Here is a 15019-nt window from a genome sequence, read left to right on the forward strand (position 1 = left end):
TCGTCTCAATCGTTGGACATGTGATCAGGAGTGTGGCTGTAGTGACCACCGAACTGCGTCGTCTGCGCAACTACATCGGCGGGGAGTTCAAGGACGCCGCCGACGGGCGGACCACCGAGGTGGTCAACCCGTCCACCGGCGAGGCCTTCGCGACGGCCCCGCTCTCGGGCCAGGCCGACGTCGACGCGGCCATGGCCGCCGCCGCGGCCGCCTTCCCGGGCTGGCGCGACACCACGCCGTCGGAGCGCCAGAAGGCGCTGCTGAAGATCGCGGACGCCTTCGAGGCGCGCGCGGACGAGCTCGTCGCCGCCGAGTCGGAGAACACCGGCAAGCCGCTGGGCCTCACGGCCAGCGAGGAGCTGCCGCCGATGGTGGACCAGATCCGCTTCTTCGCGGGTGCCGCCCGACTGCTGGAGGGCCGCTCGGCCGGCGAGTACATGGAGGGGATGACCTCGATCATCCGCCGTGAGCCCGTCGGTGTCTGCGCCCAGGTCGCGCCGTGGAACTACCCGATGATGATGGCCGTGTGGAAGTTCGCCCCGGCGATCGCCGCGGGCAACACCGTGGTGCTCAAGCCCTCGGACACCACCCCGGCCTCCACCATCCTGATGGCGGAGATCATCGACTCGATCCTGCCCAAGGGCGTCTTCAACGTCATCTGCGGTGACCGCGAGACCGGCAAGGCGATGGTCGAGCACAGCACCCCGGCGATGGCCTCCATCACCGGCTCGGTGCGCGCCGGCATGCAGGTCGCCGAGAGCGCCTCGAAGGACGTCAAGCGCGTCCACCTGGAGCTCGGTGGCAAGGCCCCCGTCGTCGTCTTCGCGGACGCCGACATCGCCAAGGCCGCCGAGGACATCGCGGTCGCCGGCTACTTCAACGCCGGCCAGGACTGCACCGCGGCCACCCGCGTGCTCGTGCACGAGTCGATCCACGACGAGTTCGTGACCGCGCTCGCCAAGGCCGCCGCGGACACCAAGACGGGTCAGCCGGACGACGAGGACGTGCTGTACGGCCCGCTGAACAACCCGAACCAGCTCAAGCAGGTCGCGGGCTTCATCGAGCGCCTTCCCGCGCACGCCAAGGTCGAGGCGGGCGGCCACCAGGTCGGCGACAAGGGCTACTTCTACGCCCCGACCGTGGTCTCCGGCCTCAAGCAGGACGACGAGATCATCCAGAACGAGGTCTTCGGCCCCGTCATCACCGTCCAGTCCTTCACGGACGAGGCCCAGGCCGTGGAGTACGCGAACGGCGTCGAGTTCGCCCTCGCCTCCTCCGTGTGGACCAAGGACCACGGCCGCGCGATGCGGATGTCCAAGAACCTCGACTTCGGCTGCGTGTGGATCAACACCCACATCCCGCTCGTCGCCGAGATGCCGCACGGTGGCTTCAAGAAGTCCGGCTACGGCAAGGACCTCTCCGCCTACGGCTTCGAGGACTACACGCGCATCAAGCACGTCATGACCTCGCTCGACGGCTGATCAGCGGCCTTGCCGCACTGATCACAGCACAGCGCTGAAGGGGCGGGCAGTAGACACGTTGTCTATTGCCCGCCCTTCGGCGTTCACCGAGGCTTTGGCCATGCCTCGACTCGACTTCTCCCGCCGCGACGCGCTGCGCGGCCTCGGTGCCGCGGGCCTGCTCGCCGCCCTCACCGGCTGCGGCGTCCCCGCCGCCTACGTTCCGGAAGGGCAGCGCGAGGGCGCGGACCGCTCCGAGCGGGAGCAGAGGGTGGTCTTCTCCAACTGGCCCCTCTACATCGACACCGACGACGAGGACGAGGAGAGCCGGCCGACGCTGGACTCCTTCACGAAGCGCACCGGGATCGAGGTCCGGTACTCCGAGGAGATCAACGACAACGACGAGTTCTTCGGCAAGATCAGCCCAGCCCTGATGAACCACCAGGAGACCGGCCACGACCTGGTCGTGGTCAGCGACTGGATGGCCGCCCGCTTCGTCCACCTGGGCTGGGCCCAGAAGATGGACCGCTCGGCGCAGTCCAACGTTTCCCGCAATCTGGATCCGCAACTGCGTTCTCCCGCCTTCGACGAGGGTCGGCTGCACACCGTCCCCTGGCAGTCGGGGATCACCGGCATCGCCTACAACCGCAAGGCCCTGGGCCGCGAGATCAAATCGGTCAAGGACCTGTGGCACCCGGACCTCGCGGGCAAGGTGACCCTCTTCTCCGGCCTCGACGAGTCCTTCTCGCTGCTGATGCAGGGCAACGGGGTGGACGTCACCCGTTGGACCGACTCCGACTACCACCGGGTGTGCGACCAGGTCGAGGAGCTCGTGCGCAAGAAGCACATCCGCCGCTTCACCGGCAACGACTACACCTCCGATCTGAGCAAGGGCGACGTCCTGGCCTGTCAGGCCTACTCCGGCGACGTCATCCAGCTCCAGGCCGACAACCCCGACATCGAGTTCGTGGTCCCCGAGGAGGGCGCCGAACTCTGGGCGGAGAGCCTGCTCATTCCCAACCTCGCCCGCCACAAGGCCAATGCCGAGGCCCTGATCGACCACTATTTCGAGCCCGAGACGGCCGCGGCGCTCGCCGCCTCGGTCAACTACGTCTGCCCCGTCCCGGCGGCCCGCGAGGTCCTGGCCGGCTCCGACGACAAGGAGACCGCCGAACTGGCCGAGAACCCGCTGATCTTCCCCGACGACGAGATGCGCAAGCGGCTGGCCGTCGCCCGTGACATCTCCACCGCCGAGCGCCGCACCTTCGCCAAGCGCTGGAACGCGATCGTCGGACTCTGAGCACGGCCCACCATTGGATTGAACGCGTTCAGAGATTTGGCTGAACGTGTTCAATTCCAGGTGTACGCTTCCTTCCATGAGCGAGAGAAGCGCCCTTGAGCGGCGCATACGCGCCTGGCTGGTCCTGTTCCTCGTCTGCCTGGTGCTGAGCGGACTCACCGCCTTCCCCCTGGTGAGCGAACTCCGTTGGGCCAACGCCCTGGTGGACAACGAGTGGCTCCGACGGGTCGGCGACGGGCTGGAGCGGGCCGATGCCGAGTACCCCTTCCTCCTCTACGGCACGGACTGGCTCGCCTTCGCCCACCTCGTCATCGCCGTCTTCTTCCACGGCGTCCACCGCGACCCCGTCCGCAACGTCTGGATCGTCGAAGCCGGCATGATCGCCTGCGCCGGCATCATCCCGCTCGCCCTGATCTGCGGGCCGATCCGCGGGATACCCGTCTGGTGGAGCGTCATCGACATGTCGTTCGGCGTCTTCGGAGTGATCCCCCTGTTGGTCCTGCGCCGCATGATCAAGCGGTTGGAGGTCTTGCAAGAGGCCGACGGCCCGGGCTACTTGGCGAAGGCCGCACCGATGATGCCGTAGCTCACGGCATTCATGTCCCGGCCCTTGGCGTCGGTGGCGTTCACCGAGTACACCAGCGTGCGCGACAGGTCGCGGGTGCCGCCGATGACCGTGCTGTAGCCGTACCGGGAGCCCGTCTTGCCGTAGAGCTTCGTGCCGTCCGGCAGCACGAACTCCTTCATGCCGGCCGTCTGCACCGCGTGCCCGCCGTTCTCGGCGTCCGCCACGTCGGGGACGGTGAACATCTCCTCCAGCTGCGTCTGCGGCACCACCCGGCCGCCGAACAGGGCCGTCGTGAACCTCTCCAGGTCAGCCGTCGTCGACATCAGGTCACCCGCGGCCCAGTTGGACGAGGAGTTCCACTCCGACACGTCGACCAGCGTGCGGCTGCCGTCGGCCCCCACCACCGCCTGGTAGCCGTGGTTGTACGGGCCCGGTATGCGGTTCTGGGTACGGGCCGGGAACGAGGTGTGCCGCAAGCCCAGCGGCTTGATGATCCGGTCCCCGACGGCCTTCTCGTACGTCGTCCCCGTCAGCTTCTCGATCAGCACGCCCAGCACGGTGTAGTGGATGTTGCTGTAACGCTGCTTCTCACCGGGCCTGAACTCCGGCCCCTTCGCCACCGCGTTGGCGATCAGCGCGTGCGGGTCGACCAGGTCGAAGCGGTGGGCGTACTCGTCCTGGAAGGTGTCCCCGGGACCGTCGGCGGACTGCAGGCCGCTCGTGTAGTTCAGCAGCTGCCGCACCGTCACCGGCTCGAACCCGGGCAGCAGCCCCGGGAGGTAGTCCTGCACCGGCCGGTCCAGGTCCACCTTCCCCTCGGCGGCCAGCTGGAGCACCACCGCCGCCGTGAAGGTCTTCGTCACCGAGCCGGCCCGGAAGCGGGCGTCCTCCATCGCCGCGCGCCCGCTGCGGACGTCCGCGACGCCCGCAGCCCCCCGCCAGCTGCCACTCGTACCGCCCACCCGGACCAGCGCGGCCGTCGCGTCCTTGTTCTGCGGTCCGACCCCGGCGATCGCGTTGCGCAGGGCCGCCGCGTCCGGCGGAGTGGAGAAGACCGGGGACGTGGCCGGAGCCGAGACCGGTGTCGGCGCCGGTGCCGGAGCGGCCTGGGCGGCGGCCACCGGACCGGCGACGATGCCGAGGACCAGAGCGGCGGCGACCAGCGTGCGCGTACGTGCCTTCATGACGTTCCCCCTGTGTGCGACCCGCGGGGCCCGCTGCCCCCCGATGACCTCAATGCTGCAGGTCGGAGGGGTCGTTGCGGATCACCACCAAGAGGGGTCTTCAGCGGTACGACAACTCACCGGCACGGGGGAGTCGGCCCGCCGCCCCTCACCCGCCAGAGGGAGATACCCCAGAGGGATCCGCCGATCCCGCCGTGATCAGCCCCGTCTCGTACGCGCAGATCACCGCCTGGATCCGGTCGCGCAGCCCGAGCTTCGCGAGCACGTTCCCCACGTGCGACTTCACCGTGTGCTCGCTCACCACCAGCGCCGTCGCGATCTCCGCGTTCGACAGCCCCCGCCCCAGATGCACCAGGGTCTCCCGCTCCCGGGCCGTCAGCGCCTCCAACCGCTCCGCGGCCGCCGGGGGCACGGCCGGCTGCCGGGCCGTCGCCGCCGTGTACTCCTCGATCAACCGCCGCGCGACCGAAGGCGCCAGCAGCGACTCGCCCGCCGCCACCACCCGCACCGCGTGCACCAGGTCGTCCCGGCGCACGTCCTTCAGCAGGAACCCGCTCGCTCCCGCGTGCAGCGCCTCGTAGACGTACTCGTCCGAGTCGAAGGTCGTCAGCATCACCGTCCGGCACGCGCTGCGCGCCGAGATCGCCCGGCAGGCCTCGATCCCGTCCAGCACCGGCATCCGGACGTCCAGGAGCGCCACGTCGGGGGAGAGCCGCTCCACCGCCGACAGCGCCTCCGCCCCGTCCCCGACCTCCGCCACGACCTCGATGTCCTCCTGTACGTCCAGGATCATCGCGAACCCGCTGCGCACCAGCTCCTGGTCGTCCGCCACCACCACACGGATCGTCAATTCCCCACCTCCAGCGGTGAGGTTACAAGCACCGTGAAGCCGCGACCGTCCTCCCCCGGTCCGGTCCACGCCGTTCCGCCGTGCGCCGCCGCCCGCTCGCGGATCCCGATCAGCCCGTGCCCACCGGCGCCGCCGCCGGTCGCTCCCCGGCCGTCGTCCGTGACCCGTACCGCGAGCTCCCGCGCCCCGTACTCCAGACGTATGTCCACCGCCGTGGCCCCCGCGTGCTTCACCACGTTGGTCAGTGCCTCCTGCACCACCCGGTGCACCGTCGCCTCCAGCGCGGCCGGCAGCTCCCGTACCTCGCCCGTCCGCTCGTACGACACCGCCAGCCCGCTCGCCCGCACCCGGTCCACCAGCGCAGGCAGCTCCCCGATCCCCGGCTGCGGAGCGCGCGGAGCGGCTTCCTCCGCCCGCAGCACCCCCAGGATCGTCCGGAGCTGCGCCATCGCGTCCCGGCCCGTCTCGGCGATCGCCTCGAAGGCCGCCTCCGCCCGCTCCGGGGCCCGGCGCACCGTGACCGGACCGGCCTCCGCCTGCACGATCATGATGCTGACGGCGTGCGAGAGGATGTCGTGCATCTCCCGCGCGATGCGCGCCCGTTCGCGGGCCGCCGCCTGCTCGGCCTCGATCCGGTTCGCCCGCTCCAGCTGCGCCGCCCGGTCCAGGGCCGCCTCCGTGTACGCCAGCCGCGTGGCCTGGAGCCGCCCCAGCGCGAACGCCGACGCGAACACGAACAGCGCGAACAACAGCTCCCTGGCCGTACCCGTGTTGAGCCCGACGGACACGAAGATCACCACGACCAGGGCCGCCCCGACGGCCAGCCGCTCCCGCGGCGGCCGCAGCAGGGCGATCGAGTAGACGCAGATCAGGCCCGCGTACGGCAGCGGCTGCCCGGGACCGTCCAGCACCGTGCGGTAGAGGTAACCGGCCGCGATCACCCCGAGGAGAGCCGCCGTGGGCGCCCGGCGCCGCCACACCAGCGGCAGGTTGCCGAGTGTCGTCAGCAGGTACGCGGCCCAGGTGGCCGGTGAGTCCTCGGGATCACGGGGCACCACGAAGGGGATGGTCGTCGCCGCCTGCACCAGCAGCGTCATCCCCACGTCCTGCCAGCGCGGATCCGCCCGCGCGACCCGCTCGCGCAGCCGCTCTCCGAGCCCGCCCGTCACTGCCCGAGCCCGGCGTGTACGGCGGCCAGCGCGTCCAGGCGGTTCGTGGTGATGGAATCGACGCCGGCCCGGACCAGCGACTTCATCGTCCTCTTGGTGTCCGCCGTCCACGCCGACACCAGCAGCCCGTCCCGGTGAAGCGCTTGCGTCAGCTCCCGGCTCACCAGCCCGAAACGGTAGTTGAGCCAGCGCGGGGACACCGCGTCGATCAACACCCTGCGCGGCGGCGACAGCGTGGTCCAGGTCAGTGCGATCTCCGCGGCCGGATCTGCGGCGCGGACGGCCAGCATGGTGTTCGGGCCCGCGCAGTAGTACGTCCGCTCGCGCGCCCCGCACTCGTGGACCTGGCCCACGACGGTGCGCACCGATTCCGCGGTGGCACCCGGCAGGTCGATCATCAGCCGGCCCGCCCCGGCCTCCATCAGCGCCTCGCGGAGGGTGGGGACGCCGCCCCCGGTGAGCTCCCGCAACTGCGGGGCCGTGACGGCGTCCAGGCGCACGTCGTGGCCCCACAGCCGCTGGAGCGTTTCGTCATGGAGCAGGACCGGCACCCCGTCGAGGGTCAGCCGGACGTCGATCTCGACCGCGTCCGCCCCGCGCGCGAACGCGGAGCGGATCGAGGCCAGGGTGTTCTCACGGACACGGTAGGGATCGCCGCGGTGACCGACGGCGGTAAGGGTGCGCATGCGCCCATTGTCGACGGGGCGTCAGCGCGCCAGCCAGGCGGTGGTGTACGTGTCGATCTCCTCGCTCAGCGCGGCCTTTCCGGCGTCGTCCAGGAAGGAGGCCTCGACGGCGTTCTTGGCGAGCCGGGCCAGCCCGCGCTCGTCCAGGTCGAGGAGGCGGGCGGCCACCGCGTACTCGTTGTTGAGGTCCGAGCCGAACATCGGCGGGTCGTCGCTGTTGATGGTGACGAGGACGCCCGCCGCGACCATCTCCTTGACCGGGTGCCGGTCGAGGTCCGCGACGGCACGCGTGGCGATGTTGGAGGTCGGGCAGACCTCCAGCGCGATGCGGTGCTCGGCGAGGTACGCGAGGAGCTCCGGGTCCTGGGTGGCGCTGGTGCCGTGGCCGATGCGCTCGGCGCCCAGCTCGCGGATGGCGTCCCAGATGGTCTCGGGGCCGGTGGTCTCGCCGGCGTGCGGCACGCTGTGCAGGCCGGCGGCGCGGGCGGCGTCGAAGTACGGCTTGAACTGCGGGCGCGGGACGCCGATCTCGGGGCCGCCGAGGCCGAAGGAGACCAGCCCCTCGGGGCGGAAGTCGAGGGCGAGGCGGGCGGTTTCGGCGGCGGACTCCAGGCCGGCCTCGCCGGGGATGTCGAAGCACCAGCGCAGGACGACGCCGAGTTCGGCCTCGGCGGCCTTGCGCGCGTCCTCGATGGCCTCCATGAAGGCCTTCGGGTCGATGCCGCGGCGGGTGGAGGAGTACGGGGTGATGGTCAGCTCGGCGTAGCGGATGTTCTGCCGGGCCATGTCGCGGGCGACCTCGAAGGTCAGCAGCCGGACGTCCTCGGGCGTGCGGATCAGGTCCACGACCGACAGGTAGACGTCGATGAAGTGCGCGAAGTCGGTGAAGGTGAAGTAGTCGGCGAGCGCCTCGGGGTCGGTGGGGACCTTCGAGTCGGGGTGTCGGGCGGCGAGCTCGGCGACGATGCGCGGCGACGCGGAGCCGACGTGGTGGACGTGGAGTTCCGCCTTGGGCAGCCCCGCGATGAAGGGGTGCAGGTCGGTCATGGGGGTGCCTCCGGAAAGACGCTGGTGCGGGCAGGTCGGCGTTCATCGTAGGCAGACCGGTGACCGTCAGTGGCAGCACTTAGCATGGCTGTACGAGAGGGGGCTCCGCATGACCGAGAACAGTCCCGAGCCGCGAGACCCGTGGGCTCCGCCGGAGCGGCCGCCCGTGGGGCCGGCCAAGCCGCAGGACACGCACGGGATGTCGGGCGCTCCGGGCGTGTCGGGTCCGCCGTCGGTGCACGAACAGCAAACGGTCGTCGGGATGCCGGGGGCCCAGGCCCCCGCGGCGTTCCCCGCGTCCGGGCCCGCCCCCGCCGCGTCCGCCGCGTACGGCTATCCGGCGCAGCCCGATCCGAACGCCCACGGCTACGCCTACCCCGGTGCGGGCCCCGCCCGGCCGACGTACGGGTACCCCGGCCAGCCCGGGTATCCGGGCCAGGCCGGATACCCGGGCTACGCCGCCTACCAGCCTTACGGCGTGCCGAAGAGCAACGGCTTCGGCACCACCGGCCTCGTCCTCGGCATCCTGTCCGTGGTGGGCTGCGTCACCAGCATCCTGGCCGTCGCCACGGGCATCGCGGCCGTCGTCTTCGGCGCCCTGGGCAAGGGCAAGGCGAACCGCGGCGAGGCCGACAACGGCGGGATGGCCCTGGCCGGCATCATCCTCGGCGCCATCGGCATCGTGCTCGGCGGGCTGATACTCGTCCTGGGCATCAAGACGATCATGGACCAGGGTCCGCTCCCCGACACCCGGTACGACAGCCCGTACCCGAACTCCCAGAACCGCGAGAGGGTCTGAGCCGACCCGGCACGGCCTGGGCCCGTCGTCGAACTCCCGCCTGCCCCGCGGGTGACGACGGGAGTTCGACGACAGGTCCTCTAAGACGTTGTTTCCTTTGGCTGAGGTCCGTGCCGTTGACCGGCGACGATGTATGTCAGTGCCCTGTGAGAGCCTCCGGGCATGAGCTACGACTTGGCTGTGTGGGAAGGCGAGAGGCCAGCGGATGACAAGTCCGCTGGCCGGGTCTTCAGCGACCTGTACGACCGCTATATCGACAGCGAGGTCGAGGAGCCTCCGTCCGAACGCATAGCGGCATACGTCGCGGCGCTTCTTGAGCGGTGGTGCGACCTCACCGAGGACGAGGAGGACACTTCGCCCTGGTCGACGGGCCCGTTGATCGACGAGGCGAGTGGTCCGTTGATCTACTTCCCGATGAGGTGGAGCATGGCCGAGGAGGCATCGGCCTATGCGGTAGCCGTGGCGGAGTCCATGGGTCTGGTCTGTTTCGACGTGCAGCAGGACCGGCTCAGGCCTTGAGAAGGGTCGCCAACCGGCGATAGCCGATGAGAGCTGCGGCTATGCCGACGAAGGCGAGGAAGTGCTCGGCCTTGCGCTCGTATCGCCGGTGGAGCCGACGGCAACCGGCGAGTCAGGACACGGTCCGTTCGACCACCCACCGGTGGCGACCGAGACGTTGTGAGGACTCGATTCCCTTGCGGGCGATGCGGTGGCGGATGCCACGTTCGCGGAGCCACCGACGGAGGTGGTCGTAGTCATAGCCCTTGTCTCCGTCAAGCTTGTGGGGGCGCCGTCGACGAGGTCCGCGTCGGGACCGGAGCGGCGGGATGCCTCGCACGAGCGGTTCGAGAGCGAGGCTGTCGTGCATGTTCGCACCCGAGATGCCCAGCGAGAGCGGCAGCCCATTCCGGTCAGTGATCAGGTGGATTTTCGATCCTGGCTTGCCACGGTCGGTCGGATTCGGTCCCGTCAGAGGCCCCCTTTTGCAGCCCGCATGCTGACGGAGTCGATCGCGCAGCGCGACCAGTCCAGTTCCCCGCAGGCGCCGAGTTCGTCGAGGATGACGCGGTGGAGCCGAGCCCATACGCGGGCTCGGCTCCAGTGGGCGAAGCGTCGGTAGACGGTCTGCCAGCTCGGACCGAACACCGGCGGGAGCTGCCGCCAGGTACAGCCCGAGGTGGCTACGAAGATGATCGCGGCCAATGCTTCACGGTCACCCGCCCTACGCCGGCCGCCGCCCTGCGGGCGTATGACCTCTGTCGGCGGTACCACTCGCCGAAACAGCATCCACAACTCGTCCGGCACCAGCCGCCCGACCAAGTCCGTCATGCACGGACCAACGAACGATCACGCCATAAGAAACGACGTCTAAGCCCACGGCCAGTCGGCGTCCCGGCCCGCCTCGATCAGGGACACCATGCGGAACGCCCCGTCGGTGAGCCCGCCGAAGGCGTGCCGGTTCGCGGAACCGGAGGGCGCGTGACCCACCCGGTACCCGGCCAGGTTCCAGGTGTACACCGGGACCGTGTCGGGCACCTCCCGGGTCGGGTCGCCGCCGTGGCCGTACGAGGCGGCCTGCTCGTCGGTGACGATCAGCACCCGGTCGTGGCCCCGGTAGTGCTCCTTCACGGCCCGGACCGTGTCGGTGCCGCCGAGGTCCCCGAACCGCTCCAGCACCTTCAGCACGGACTCGCCCCGGGTGTGGGGGACCGCCTCGCTCGTCGTGCCGAACTGCACCAGGTCGGCGTTCTCGGCCCGCAGCGCCAGTGCTGTGCCGAAGACGGCGGCGGCGTCCGCCCGGTTGAGCTGGGAGCGGTCGGACAGCGGACTCCACATCGACCCGGACCGGTCGACGAGCACCAGCGTCCGGCCGGTCAGCGCCGGTACGTTGGCCAGCGAGTGCCCCAGCGCCCGCTCCAGCGGATACGCCCAACGCAGCGAGGGCGCGTGCCGGTAGGCCGCCAGGTAGCGGAAGGGGAACTGCCGCGACCGGGCGACGACCTCGGGGTCGGAGATCTTCGCCGCGACCCGCGCGGCCACCTCGTCCGAGACCCCGGCGTGGTCGAAGTTGCGCAGGTTGCGCAGCAGCGCCATCGCACCCATGGAGGGGATGACCGCCTCCCAGGCGGCCGCGTCCATCGGCCCCTGCAGCCATCCGGCGAGCGCCTCCCAGGTCATGCCCGCCTCGGCGAGGCGCTCCGCGCCGTCCGGGGAGAGCACCACATCGCGCCGCTCCGGGACGGGCAGCTCCATCAGCGCCCGGTGGGCCGCGAGGGTGCGGTTGCCCTCCGGGATCCGGGCGTCCTCGGGGTGGTGCCGACGGTCGAGGGCGTGCCGGAACAGCTCTCCCTGCCAGGGCTTGGCCGGGTCGGGGGAGGCGTGCACGAGGTTGAGGACGTCACCGAAGCGGTAGCCCTTGGACGCGGTGTCGTACTTCAGGAGGGAGGTCGCGGAGTAGAGCCGGCGCACGGCGTCGGCGATGCCGCGCTTGACGGGCTTGGGCACGTTGCGCCCGTGCGTGGCCGTCCAGTACGCGAGCAGTTCGCCGGGCTCGTCGGGGCGCTGCAGCACGGAGTCCACGACCCGGCGGTTCGAGGGCCCGTCGGCGGCGCCCGCGTCGAGGCGCGCCTTGACGTACTCGGCGGCGCCGACGAGCGAGGCCGTCCGCATGTGCGCGTCCCCGCGGAGCCAGCGCAGCAGGCCGGCGGTCCACGCGGGGTCCTCGACGGCGAGCCGGCGCACGAGCGAGGCGAAGCGGTCGTCGCGGTTCTCGCCGCTCTCGTAGAAGGTCCGCTGCGTCACGAAGTTGGAGACGGCGAGCAGGAACAGCTCGGAGCGCGCATCGCGTTCGTAGCCGGGGCCGCCCTCGTGGGTGCGGGCGTGGCGGGTCGAGCGTACGGGCGAAGTGGGCTCGGCGGGCGCTGCCTTGAGTGCGCGCAGGTTGAAACGAGCCATGGTGAATCCCCCCGAATTCAAAGTGAGCGAGGAAAGCGGGGGAGGCCTGACGTGGGGGACGCCCGAGATCGAAGTCGGCGACGGACTGTGTCGACTGCTCTACCGAACTGAGCTACCGGCCGTGGCCGGGCGGGATTCGAACCCGCGACCCGTTGATCCGGAAGTAACCGTCGCCTGCGCACCGGACGTCCCCCACGCGTGCCTCCCGAGATCAAGGTGGCGGCGGCTTGGGATTCTCTGCGAAAGAAGGAGCCGCAGCCCGCGCACCGGGAGGTGCGTGACGTAGGTGTCCAGAGAACAAGGTCGGCGAAACCACATGGTGCTCTACCAGCTGAGCTACACCGGCCGAAGCCGGTGACGGGACTCGAACCCGCGGCCGCCCGATTATGAGTCGAAGTAGGTCTCGCCTTCGCACCTGGACGGGACTCACGTTAGGCGCCGGGGTCGGGATCCACCACGCAATTACGCAGCAGCGTCGGCACCATGACCGCCCCCCGTCCGTGCCGCGCGACAGCGGGACCCGGATCAGCCCCACCATCCGCGGAGCGCCGCCGCCGGCTCCGGGCCGCCGCCCGGCAGGGTGCAGCACTCCGGCCCGTCGTGCCGCCCCGCCGGGCCCGGACCACGCTCGCGCACCAGCAGCACGCAACCGTCCCTGATGATCACGGCGGCGACCCGGCGCCGAGCCGTCACACCACGCCCCGGCCCCCACCCGGCGTCCCGCCCGGTCCCTCTCCCCATCCGATCCGCTCGCGGGCCTCCATCAGGGCGAACCCGAGCAGGTTCAGCCCCCGCCAGCGCGCCGGGTCCAGGGCGCGCTCGTCGTCGGCCGCGAGCCCGATGCCCCAGATCCGGTCCAGCGGGCTGGCCTCGACCAGCACCCGGTTCCCCGTGCCCAACAGGAAAGCGGTGAGCTCCGGCGTGGAGGAGAACTTGTGCACGCTGCCCTCCACCACGATCCCGTACCGCTCGCGCTCCCATATCGCGTCGTCGAAGCCGCGCACGAGGCGCCCGGCCTTCTTCGCCTCGGCCGGGGTGCGTGCTTCCAGGGCCGCCCGCTCCGCTTCCGCGTCCCCGAACAGCCGGGCCTTCGCGGCCATCATCCAGTGCTCCGCCGTGTCGTAGCGGACGTCACCCACAGTGAACTCGGACGGCCACCACTGGCTCAGGCAGCTCGGGCCGAGGGTTCCGTCGGGCCTCGGACGGTGTCCCCAGAACGGCAGGAACTTGACGCGTTCACCACGGCTGACCTGCTCCGTCAGCTTCTCGATCATCTCCATGCACGCGAGTCTGACAGTCGCCACTGACACTTCGTACGGGATTTCGGGCGCGCCTCGACACATGGTCGACCGATTCCGTCGCGTAATCAAAAGGCAACAGCGGAATCACTTGGCCGAGTGGTTCTCCTCTGTCAGGATCGGCACTCAATTCGGGCTTTAGCTCGAACTGTAGCTACGGAGAGCGTGAGAGCGTGATGGGCAACCGCTTCCAGGTCAAAGACCGCTTCGCAGACGGCGCGCAGTACATCGACGGACAGCTGAGGGCCGGGACATCCGGCCTGTCACACACCGTGATCGATCCCGCCACCGGCGACGAGGTCCTCACCTACGAGCTGGCGAGCACCGCGGACGTCGACGAGGCCGTCGCCGCCGCCAAGCGGGCCTTCCCGGCCTGGTCCGGCGCCACCCCCGGCGAGCGCTCGGACGCGCTGCACCGGCTGGCCGCCGTCCTGGCCGAGCAGGCCGAGGACTTCGCGTACGCCGAGTCCCTCCAGTGCGGCAAGCCGATCAGGCTGTCCACGGAGTTCGACGTGCCGGGCACCATCGACAACACCGCCTTCTTCGCGGGCGCCGCCCGTCACCTCCAGGGGCAGGCGGCGGGGGAGTACTCGGGCGACCACACCTCCTACGTACGCCGCGAGGCCATCGGGGTCGTCGGCTCCATCGCGCCCTGGAACTACCCGCTCCAGATGGCCGCCTGGAAGATCCTCCCGGCGATCGCGGCCGGCAACACCATCGTGCTCAAGCCGGCCGAGCTCACCCCGCTGACCTCGCTGATGTTCGCGCAGGCGGCCAAGGAAGCGGGCCTGCCCGACGGCGTGATCAACATCGTCACGGGCGCCGGCCGCACGGCCGGTGAGCACCTGGTCGGCCACCCGGACGTCGTCATGACCTCCTTCACCGGCTCCACCGCGGTCGGCAAGCGGGTCGCCGAGGTCGCCACCGCCACCGTCAAGCGGCTCCACCTGGAGCTCGGCGGCAAGGCGCCCTTCGTGGTCTTCGACGACGCGGACGTGGAGGCAGCCGCCAACGGCGCCGTCGCCGCCTCCCTCATCAACACCGGCCAGGACTGCACGGCGGCCACCCGCGCCTACGTCCAGCGGCCGCTGCACGACGCCTTCGTCGCCCGCGTCGCCGAGCTGATGGAGACCGTACGCCTCGGCGACCCCTTCGACGCCGGCACCGACCTCGGCCCGCTGGTCTCCCACGCCCAGCGCGACCGCGTCGCCGGTTTCGTCGAGCGGGCCCGGGACTACGCCACCGTCGTCACCGGCGGCGAGATCCCCGGTGGGGAGTTGGCCGAGGGCGCGTACTACCGGCCCACCCTGATCACCGGGGCCGCCCAGGACAGCGAGGTCGTCCAGTCCGAGATCTTCGGCCCGGTCCTCGTCGTCCTGCCCTTCGACACCGACGACGAGGGCATCGCACTGGCCAACGACACCCCGTACGGGCTCGCCGCCTCCGCCTGGAGTCGTGACCTCTACCGGGCGAACCGGGCCACCCGGGAGATCCAGGCCGGCTGCGTCTGGGTCAACGACCACATTCCGATCATCAGCGAGATGCCCCACGGCGGCTACAAGGCCAGTGGATTCGGAAAGGACATGTCCGCCTACTCCTTCGAGGAGTACACGCAGGTCAAGCACGTGATGTTCGACAACACCGCGGTTGCCGCGAAGGACTGGCACCGCACGATCTTCGGGGACCGATAACACGCCCACCGC

At 70.5% G+C, this 15019-nt stretch carries 13 protein-coding genes and 1 pseudogene; 6 read left to right on the forward strand and 8 right to left on the reverse strand.

Annotation, left to right across the window (positions count from 1 at the left end; genetic code table 11):
- Window positions 1-41: 41 nt before the first annotated feature.
- From ACFYZL_RS22955 to ACFYZL_RS22965, 3 genes are all read left to right on the forward strand, one after another.
- The gene (locus ACFYZL_RS22955; RefSeq protein WP_384727309.1) at window positions 42-1481 is read left to right on the forward strand and encodes a gamma-aminobutyraldehyde dehydrogenase; all 1440 of its coding nucleotides are present in this window, start codon (window positions 42-44) and stop codon (window positions 1479-1481) included.
- 100 nt (window positions 1482-1581) lie between these two features.
- Entirely contained in the window at window positions 1582-2760 is a 1179-nt protein-coding gene (locus ACFYZL_RS22960) for a spermidine/putrescine ABC transporter substrate-binding protein (RefSeq protein WP_384746439.1), read from the forward strand.
- A 76-nt stretch (window positions 2761-2836) separates the two neighbouring features.
- A complete protein-coding gene (locus ACFYZL_RS22965; protein ID WP_384746440.1) occupies window positions 2837-3346 on the forward strand; it encodes a hypothetical protein in 510 nt (169 codons plus the stop codon).
- Here ACFYZL_RS22965 and ACFYZL_RS22970 read toward each other — a convergent pair.
- The 5 genes from ACFYZL_RS22970 to ACFYZL_RS22990 all read right to left on the reverse strand — a co-directional run bounded on the left by ACFYZL_RS22970 (window position 3313) and on the right by ACFYZL_RS22990 (window position 8264).
- Window positions 3313-4512, reverse strand: coding sequence for a serine hydrolase domain-containing protein (locus ACFYZL_RS22970; RefSeq protein ID WP_388681284.1), 1200 nt, complete (start codon window positions 4510-4512; stop codon window positions 3313-3315). The genes ACFYZL_RS22965 and ACFYZL_RS22970 overlap by 34 nt on opposite strands.
- 148 nt (window positions 4513-4660) lie before the next feature.
- Window positions 4661-5362 carry a response regulator gene (locus ACFYZL_RS22975; protein WP_388681287.1) on the reverse strand — a complete coding sequence of 234 codons (702 nt, stop codon included), beginning with the start codon at window positions 5360-5362 and terminating at the stop codon, window positions 4661-4663.
- Window positions 5359-6531 (reverse strand): sensor histidine kinase, encoded by a 1173-nt coding sequence (locus ACFYZL_RS22980; protein WP_388681290.1) that lies wholly within the window; start codon window positions 6529-6531, stop codon window positions 5359-5361. Before ACFYZL_RS22980 ends, ACFYZL_RS22975 begins: the two co-directional genes overlap by 4 nt.
- The gene (locus ACFYZL_RS22985; RefSeq protein ID WP_388681293.1) at window positions 6528-7217 is read right to left on the reverse strand and encodes a glycerophosphodiester phosphodiesterase; all 690 of its coding nucleotides are present in this window, start codon (window positions 7215-7217) and stop codon (window positions 6528-6530) included. Before ACFYZL_RS22985 ends, ACFYZL_RS22980 begins: the two co-directional genes overlap by 4 nt.
- A gap of 21 nt (window positions 7218-7238) precedes the next feature.
- Window positions 7239-8264, reverse strand: coding sequence for an adenosine deaminase (locus ACFYZL_RS22990; protein WP_384746445.1), 1026 nt, complete (start codon window positions 8262-8264; stop codon window positions 7239-7241).
- A gap of 109 nt (window positions 8265-8373) precedes the next feature.
- Here ACFYZL_RS22990 and ACFYZL_RS22995 point away from each other — a divergent pair, with 109 nt between their 5' ends.
- On the forward strand, window positions 8374-9063 hold the full coding sequence (locus ACFYZL_RS22995) for a DUF4190 domain-containing protein (protein WP_384746446.1): 690 nt from the start codon (window positions 8374-8376) through the stop codon (window positions 9061-9063).
- Window positions 9064-9225: 162 nt separating this feature from the next.
- A complete protein-coding gene (locus ACFYZL_RS23000; protein ID WP_388681297.1) occupies window positions 9226-9582 on the forward strand; it encodes a hypothetical protein in 357 nt (118 codons plus the stop codon).
- On the opposite strand, the pseudogene ACFYZL_RS23005 reads toward ACFYZL_RS23000, so the two are convergent.
- The 3 genes and pseudogenes from ACFYZL_RS23005 to ACFYZL_RS23015 all read right to left on the reverse strand — a co-directional run bounded on the left by ACFYZL_RS23005 (window position 9572) and on the right by ACFYZL_RS23015 (window position 13298).
- Window positions 9572-10392: pseudogene (locus ACFYZL_RS23005) on the reverse strand (IS5 family transposase). The gene ACFYZL_RS23000 and the pseudogene ACFYZL_RS23005 sit on opposite strands and share 11 nt — an antisense overlap.
- A gap of 39 nt (window positions 10393-10431) precedes the next feature.
- Window positions 10432-12018, reverse strand: a complete 1587-nt coding sequence (locus ACFYZL_RS23010) for a TROVE domain-containing protein (RefSeq protein ID WP_388681299.1) — start codon at window positions 12016-12018, stop codon at window positions 10432-10434.
- Window positions 12019-12707: 689 nt separating this feature from the next.
- Entirely contained in the window at window positions 12708-13298 is a 591-nt protein-coding gene (locus ACFYZL_RS23015; protein ID WP_388681302.1) for an NADAR family protein, read from the reverse strand.
- A 194-nt stretch (window positions 13299-13492) separates the two neighbouring features.
- Here ACFYZL_RS23015 and ACFYZL_RS23020 point away from each other — a divergent pair, with 194 nt between their 5' ends.
- Window positions 13493-15007, forward strand: coding sequence for a gamma-aminobutyraldehyde dehydrogenase (locus ACFYZL_RS23020; protein ID WP_384746466.1), 1515 nt, complete (start codon window positions 13493-13495; stop codon window positions 15005-15007).
- The last annotated feature ends 12 nt before the right edge of the window (window positions 15008-15019 follow it).

It is taken from the genome of Streptomyces sp. NPDC001717, assembly GCF_042892775.1.
GTDB lineage: Bacteria > Actinomycetota > Actinomycetes > Streptomycetales > Streptomycetaceae > Streptomyces.